At 66.4% G+C, this 6,492-nt stretch carries 6 protein-coding genes; 3 read left to right on the top strand and 3 right to left on the bottom strand.

Features of this window, described 5'->3' with window-relative positions; all coding sequences use genetic code 11:
- On the top strand, positions 1-729 hold a 729-nt coding region (locus ACDELDRAFT_RS17610; RefSeq protein ID WP_005799323.1), incomplete at its 5' end, for a ZIP family metal transporter.
- Positions 730-769: 40 nt separating this feature from the next.
- On the opposite strand, the gene ACDELDRAFT_RS17605 is transcribed toward ACDELDRAFT_RS17610, so the two are convergent.
- Both ACDELDRAFT_RS17605 and ACDELDRAFT_RS17600 read right to left on the bottom strand, forming a co-directional pair.
- Complete coding sequence (locus ACDELDRAFT_RS17605; RefSeq protein WP_005799322.1) at positions 770-1,489, bottom strand: response regulator; 720 nt, start codon at positions 1,487-1,489, stop codon at positions 770-772.
- The gene (locus tag ACDELDRAFT_RS17600; RefSeq protein ID WP_005799321.1) at positions 1,486-2,904 is read right to left on the bottom strand and encodes a cache domain-containing protein; all 1,419 of its coding nucleotides are present in this window, start codon (positions 2,902-2,904) and stop codon (positions 1,486-1,488) included. Before ACDELDRAFT_RS17600 ends, ACDELDRAFT_RS17605 begins: the two co-directional genes overlap by 4 nt.
- A 693-nt stretch (positions 2,905-3,597) precedes the next feature.
- Between ACDELDRAFT_RS17600 and ACDELDRAFT_RS17595 the strand changes: the two genes are divergently transcribed.
- On the top strand, positions 3,598-4,065 hold the full coding sequence (locus tag ACDELDRAFT_RS17595) for a Rid family detoxifying hydrolase (protein WP_005799320.1): 468 nt from the start codon (positions 3,598-3,600) through the stop codon (positions 4,063-4,065).
- Positions 4,066-4,110: 45 nt separating this feature from the next.
- Positions 4,111-5,559 carry an aminotransferase class V-fold PLP-dependent enzyme gene (locus ACDELDRAFT_RS17590; protein ID WP_050784198.1) on the top strand — a complete coding sequence of 483 codons (1,449 nt, stop codon included), beginning with the start codon at positions 4,111-4,113 and terminating at the stop codon, positions 5,557-5,559.
- A 97-nt stretch (positions 5,560-5,656) separates the two neighbouring features.
- On the opposite strand, the gene ACDELDRAFT_RS17585 is transcribed toward ACDELDRAFT_RS17590, so the two are convergent.
- Positions 5,657-6,406 carry a LytR/AlgR family response regulator transcription factor gene (locus tag ACDELDRAFT_RS17585; protein WP_040329764.1) on the bottom strand — a complete coding sequence of 250 codons (750 nt, stop codon included), beginning with the start codon at positions 6,404-6,406 and terminating at the stop codon, positions 5,657-5,659.
- Positions 6,407-6,492 lie beyond the last annotated feature (86 nt).

The raw sequence follows: 6,492 nt of genomic DNA, 5'->3' as shown, positions 1-6,492 counted from the left end.
CCCGAGGCGTTCGAGAGCCAGGCTGGTGCCCACGACCTGTTCGCCACGCTGCTGGTGGGCGTGGTGTTTTTCTTCCTGCTCGACAAGGCCGAGCTGTGGCACCACGGACACGAGCACAGCCACGGCACCCCGGGCACCTCCGGCAGCCCGGCGGACGCGGGCGGCCCCAGCACTTCGGTGCCCGCCGCACATGCCCACGATCACGGCCATGACGACCACCATGGGCACGGCCACAGCCACCACGACCAAGGCGCACACGCACACCACCACGGCCCGCAGGGCGGCGGCTGGGCCGTGCTCACGGGCGACAGCGTGCACTGCTTTGGCGACGGCATCCTCATTGCATCGGCCTTCATGGCCGATATGCGCCTGGGGGTGATCGCCGCGTTTTCAGTGCTGGCCCATGAGGTGCCCCACCACATGGGCGACCTGGTGGTGCTGCGCCAGGCCAGCCCCAACCGGCGCATGGCACTGGTGAAAGTCTCGCTGGCCGGTGCTGTGACGGCACTCGGTGGCCTGGTGGGCTATTTCCTGGTCGGGCAGCTGCACGACTGGCTGCCGTACTTTCTGGCGGTGGCGTCGAGCAGCTTCGTGTATGTGGCCCTGGCCGATCTCATCCCCCAGCTGCAAAAGCGCCTCTCGGCACGCGAGACCCTGGCCCAGATCGCCTGGCTGCTGGTGGGCATGGGGCTGGTCATGCTGGTGAGCGGGGCTGCGCACGCCCACTGAGCGCCGTCGTGCCCGGCCGGGGCTGGCCTGCGGATCGGGCTCAGCTTCCCTGCGCGCAATGCCCTGGCGCGGCAACGGCCTGTGCGGGCGGGTCGAACAGCGCGGTGGGCCCGGTGTGCAGCGGGTCATGCGTGAGGTCGGCGTGGTCCACCGCATACTTCATGAGCGCGGCTTGCCCCTCGATGCGCAGCTTGCGTCGCAGGTGGAGGCGATGGGTCTCGACAGTGCGCACCGAGGTGCCCATCAATGCGGCGATTTCCTTGTTCGAGCGCCCCTCCGACACCCATTGCAGCACGCTCGCCTCGCGCGGCGTGAGCGAGCGGTTGGAGCGCGCCACGCTGCCCGCGTCGTCCAGCAACTGTTCCAGGCCCGGGCTGAAGTAGCACCCACCCTGGTGCACGGCCTCGATGGCCTCGATGAGTTGTTGCGCGGGCGCATCCTTGAGCACGTAGCCGCGCGCGCCCAGCGACACCGCGCGGCGCACGTACTCGGCGTCGTCGTGCATCGACAGCACCAGCACGCGCACGCGCGGAAACTGCTCGCGGAACACGGCCGCGAGGTGGATGCCGCTGGCGGCGGGCATGCGGATGTCGGTCAGCACGATATCGGGAGCAAGGGCATGCGCCAGCGGCAGCGATTCGCCCACGCTGGCCGCCTCGCCGGCAACGCAGATGTGTTCGGTGGCCTCCAGCCGCATGCGCACGCCGTCGCGCACCAGGGGGTGGTCATCCACGAGAAGGATGCGGATCGGAGGGGTCATGCGGCCATCTGCGAAGCGTCGAAATCTTCAGCGGGCGCTGGCGCGGGGTGGACCTGCGCGGCCAGGTCGAGCACGGCCACGATGCGGGTTCCGCCCGGGTCAGAAACAATGGAAAACTGGCCGCCCAGGCCCTCGATGCGCTCGCGCATGTTGCGCAGGCCGATGCCGCCCTGGCCGTCGCGCTGCACGCGCCGCATGTCAAAGCCCCGGCCATCGTCGCGCACCTGCAGCGTCACGCGGCGGCGCTGGAATTGCAGCACCACCTCCACCCGGGTCGCTTGCGCGTGGATTTGTGCATTCATGACGGCCTCCTGCACTACGCGAAACAGCGCCGTGCTGTGGCTGGTGGGCAATGGCAGGGCCTGGCCGTGCGATGTGAAGCGCATGTCGAACACGCCCTGGCCTTGCACCTGCTCGCTCATGAGCGCAAGCGCGGGGGCCAGGCCCAGGTCGTCGAGCAAGGCAGGGCGCAGGGCGTGCGACACGCGCCGGATCTCGAGCAGGGCATGGTTGAGCCGCTCGAGGCCCTGGTCCAGCATGCGGCGAGGGGCTGGCGGATCCTGTGTGCCTGGCGTGGGCAACTGCGATTGGGCTGTTTCCAGCATGAATTTTGACGACACCAGCACCTGCACCACGCCGTCATGCAGCTCGCGCGCCACGCGCACGCGCTCCTCTTCCTGCGAATGCACCACCCGCTGGGCCAGCCGGCGCAGCTTGGCGCTGGAGACGCGGTGGTCGCTCAGGTTCAGCGCCAGCCCGGCCACGCCGATGAGCACGATGCACAGGGCTGCGATGGCGTAGATGCGCCGGCGTGTGCTGGCGATGTTTTCCTGGGCGCCTTCGTCGATCTTGCGCAGGGCGTTGTGCACATCGTCGAGGTACAGGCCCGTGCCCACGGCCCAGTCCCACCCCGGCACCGACGCCACGTAGCCCAGCTTGGGCACCATCAGCTGGGACGAAGGCTTTTGCCAGCTGTAGCGCACCAGGCCCCCGCCATTGCGGGCCGTGTCAAGGATGAGCCGCGCGGGCAATGCGCCGTTGGGGCTGTTGGGGTCGCACAGGTCCACGCCCTGCAGGCCCATCTGCTGGGCGTCGAGCAGCACCTTGCCGTCCTTGTCGTAGACGAAGAAATAGCCGTCCTGCCCGAACTGCATCTGCGCCAGCATGGCCAGTGCCTGCCGCTGCTGGGCCTGCGGGTCGTCGCCATTGTTCCTGATGCGTGCCAGCGCGCTGTGGGCCAGTTGCACGTAGTGCCGCAGCTCGGTTTCCTTGCTGTGCAGATAGGCCGACTCCACCAGTTCCCGCTCCTGGTGCGCCAGCTTCAGGGTCTGGTGCTGCACCGTCACGGCGACCAGGCCCAGCGCGACCACGATGGGCACCACAGACAGGAGAGCGAGTTTCAGCCGGAGTTGCATGGGAGTGAAGAGGTGACCTCCCACTATCTGTCGGTCTTGACTTTTGTCAATGGGATTTGTTCCCATGGCCAGGCGCCGGGGACGGGTGGAATACACCGCACACTGGGTGCTTGACGGAATTCCGGCGCAGGTTGTGGTTGTGGTTTGACGATTATTTATTCACACGGGCAATAGCGGATTGAAAGGCTGAATGTAAAAACCTGTGCGGCATTTTTGTGATGAAGCGCCTGCTTTTTGAAAGCTATTCACATTAATCGGTGGATTCATGGGGTGAAGCGCTGCAGCGGTGCGGGGGAACGATTGCAGGGGCGCGGCCGGCTACCTGTCGATGGTCCCCTGTTTTGGCCGGCTGGGGCGGTGCAGATGAAGCAGTGGGCCGCCAGTGGCGCGCTACATGGGGTTGCCTGTGGGTGGGTGGCGACGGCTGAGCGCGTTGTCAGAGGCCATTGGTCCGTGCGATCCGGTCCGCAAGGGCGGCCGTCTGCGTAGTGTTGCGTAGGGGAAAAAGCGATTATCTTTTCATGAGAACGCTTCCTAGAATTTCTCCGTGCAGCGACTTTGGCAGAGCACCGATGGTGCAAGCGAATAGCGAGGTCGTTTTGGGTGCTGCGGCATTTTGAATGGCCGGATTGGAATTCAATTTCGGGTATTTGGAGTATTCGCAGGTGTTTGGTTCTTTCGGAGGAATAAACCATGGATATTCGAAAAATGCGGGGCCTGGCGGGGGCTGTTGGCGGGGGGGTGCTGGCGGTGGCCCTGGTGGGTTGCGCTGCGCCGGGCAAGCGCGAAGTGCTTTCCACCACGCAGATCTATCCGGCGATCGGGCCGTATTCGCAGATGGTCTCGCATGGCAACACCATCTATTTCTCGGGGGTGCTGCCGTTGAACGCCGCGGGCACGGCCGTGAATGGCACCACCATCGAGGAACAGACCCGCGCCGTGCTGGACTTCATTGGCGCCAAGCTCCGCTCGCAGGGGCTGTCGTATGAGGACGTGCTGGCCACGTCGGTCTATATGAAAGACCTCAACGAATTCGCCGCCATGAACAAGGTGTATGGCGAATATTTCCGCAGCGCGGCACCGGCCCGCGCCACCGTGGAAGTCGCGCGTTTGCCCCGCGACGTGAAGATCGAAATCGCTGCCATCGTCGGCCGCCGCTGAACCCCCACCTCGACAGGAGTCACCGTGAAAGACAACACCTCACTGATGGCGGCCCCCTCGGCCGCAGGCATGCCCCTCGACGGGTGGGATGATTCCCGCCGCTGGACATCCAAGCGGCGCGATTTCCTGCGCATTCTCGGCTATGGCGCCGGGGCGGCCGCCCTGGGTCCGCTGGCGGCCTGCGGCAGCAGTGGTGCCGCCACGGCGTCCGAGGCCCTGCGCGAGCAGCTCATGAAGGACGAAGCCTTCTGGACCGGCGTGCAGAACATGTTCACGCTCAAGCCCGAGAAGACCTACATGAACATCGGCACCGCCGGCTCCATGCCCAAGCTGGTGCTGGACGTTTTCGATACCGAGAACCGCAAGAAGGCCGCCGATTCGGGCAACGGCTACAGCAACCTGCTCGATCTGCGCAAGCAGGTGGCGCCCGGCTTTGGCGTGGACCCCGACGAACTGGCCTTGTCGGCCAACACGTCCTCGGGCATGTGCCACGCCATCCTGGGCATCGACTGGAAGGCGGGCGACGTGGTCGTGACCACCAACCATGAGCATGGCGGCGGCGACACGCCGCTCAAGATCGCCCAGGACCGCTATGGCATCGAAGTCTCGCGCATTGCGCTGCCCGTGGGCAACAAGCAGACCGCCGCCACCTATGTGAACCTGTTCGACGAGCGTATCCGTGCCCTGAAAACCGCCGGCAAGCGCGTGCGCGCCATGATGTGGTCTTCTCCCACCTACAAGACCGGCACCATGCTGCCCATTGCCGACCTCATGGAAGTGGTGAAGACGCACGGGCTCATCAGCATCGTCGATGGCGCCCACCTGCCGGGCATGATGGCCTACAACTACGGCGAGCTGGGCATGGACTTCATGTCGGGTGCCGGCCACAAGTGGCAGTGCGGGCCGGGCTCGACGGGCATTCTGATCGTGCGCAACAAGATTCGCGCCTCCAACCCGCTGCCGCTGCCCAAGTGGTACCCGGTCCACACCAGCGCCTACCCGGCGCTCGAGCGCACGACCACAAGCAAGGAAACCTACGATGTTGCGGCGTCCGTCACCTCGTGCGGCAGCGTGCACACGCCCATGTTCCAGGCGCTGGTGCAGGCCTGCGCGCAGTGGGACAGCATCGGCCGCAAGAAGATCGAAACCTACGACCTCACGCTGGCTTCTTACTTGAAGGAGAAAATCACCGAGCGCTGGGGAGTGGATGCGCTGTATTCCCCCAAGGACGATCCCAAGCTGCTCTCGGCCCTCACCTCGTTCAATCCGTTCCAGAACAAGGACGATGTGATGAACGCGCAGAAGTCCAGCACCTTCGTGGCCCGCATGCTCAGCGACTACCCGCAGGGCTTCGTGATCCGCAATGCGAACTTCTCCGTGATCGGCGCGGCGGCCGATCATTACGGCGTGCGCGTCTCGACGCACCTGTGGCACGACGCGCGCGACGTTGACCTGCTGGTCGACGCCATGTGGGACCTGTCGCGCAAGATGTGATGCAGCACCGGCTGCGGCCGGATGGGTTGGACTGCGCCCATCCGGCGCCAGCGCCAGGCGGCGCGCCCACAAGGCGCCCGGCCTGGCGCATCTGCGTTCAGCCTGCAAGCTCCTCGCGCACCGCGCCCACCTGGCGCCGCGACACCATGAGCAGCTCGGCCAGCCCTTGCAGGCGCACGGCCCAGCCTTCACCTTCTTCGGGGTCGTAGTGTTTCTCCAGCGCGCGCACGGCGCGGCGCGCGACCAGCGCGTTGCGGTGGATGCGCAGGAAGCGCGGTGTGTAGCGGGCTTCCAGATCGCTCAGCGCGCCGTCCATGACGTAGCTGCGGGTGGCAGTGCGCACCGTGACGTATTTCAGCTCGGCCTTGAAGTACAGCACCTCGGCCAGCGGCAGGCGCTCGGTCCTGCCGCGGTCCTGGATGACCAGGCTTTCGCTGTCGGCAGCGGCAGGGGCGGCGGGGCCGGCCGGTTGGCGGCCATTGCGCTGCACCTTGGTCAGGGCCTGCTGCAGCCGCTCGCGCCGCACGGGCTTGGTGAGGTAATCCACGGCATCGAGCTCGAACGCACTCACCGCATGGTCGGCATGGGCGGTGACGAACACGATGGCGGGGGGCTGGGGCAGGGCGTGGAGGGCATGGGCCAGCGAGAGGCCGTCCTGGCCGGGCATGTGGATGTCGAGCAGCACCAGGTCGATGGTGCGGCCGCCCGTGGCGGAGAGCAGCGCCAGGGCCTCGCCCGCATTGGAGGCTTCGGTCACCGTGCTGCGCACGGTGTTGTGGCAATCGGCCAGCAGCGTGCGCAGGCGGCTGCGGGCCAGGGCTTCGTCGTCAACGATGAGGATGTTCATGGGAAAGAGCGTCGCGTGGTCGGGCTGCGGGAGGCGGTCGAGGAAGCCGGGCGCGGCGGCGCTTCTTCGGCCGGCAGGGTGATGCG

This window comes from Acidovorax delafieldii 2AN (assembly GCF_000175235.1).
Taxonomy (GTDB): Bacteria; Pseudomonadota; Gammaproteobacteria; order Burkholderiales; family Burkholderiaceae_C; genus Acidovorax; species Acidovorax delafieldii_B.
Note: the sequence above shows the minus strand (reverse complement) of the source record. Positions and strands in the feature narration are given on the sequence as shown.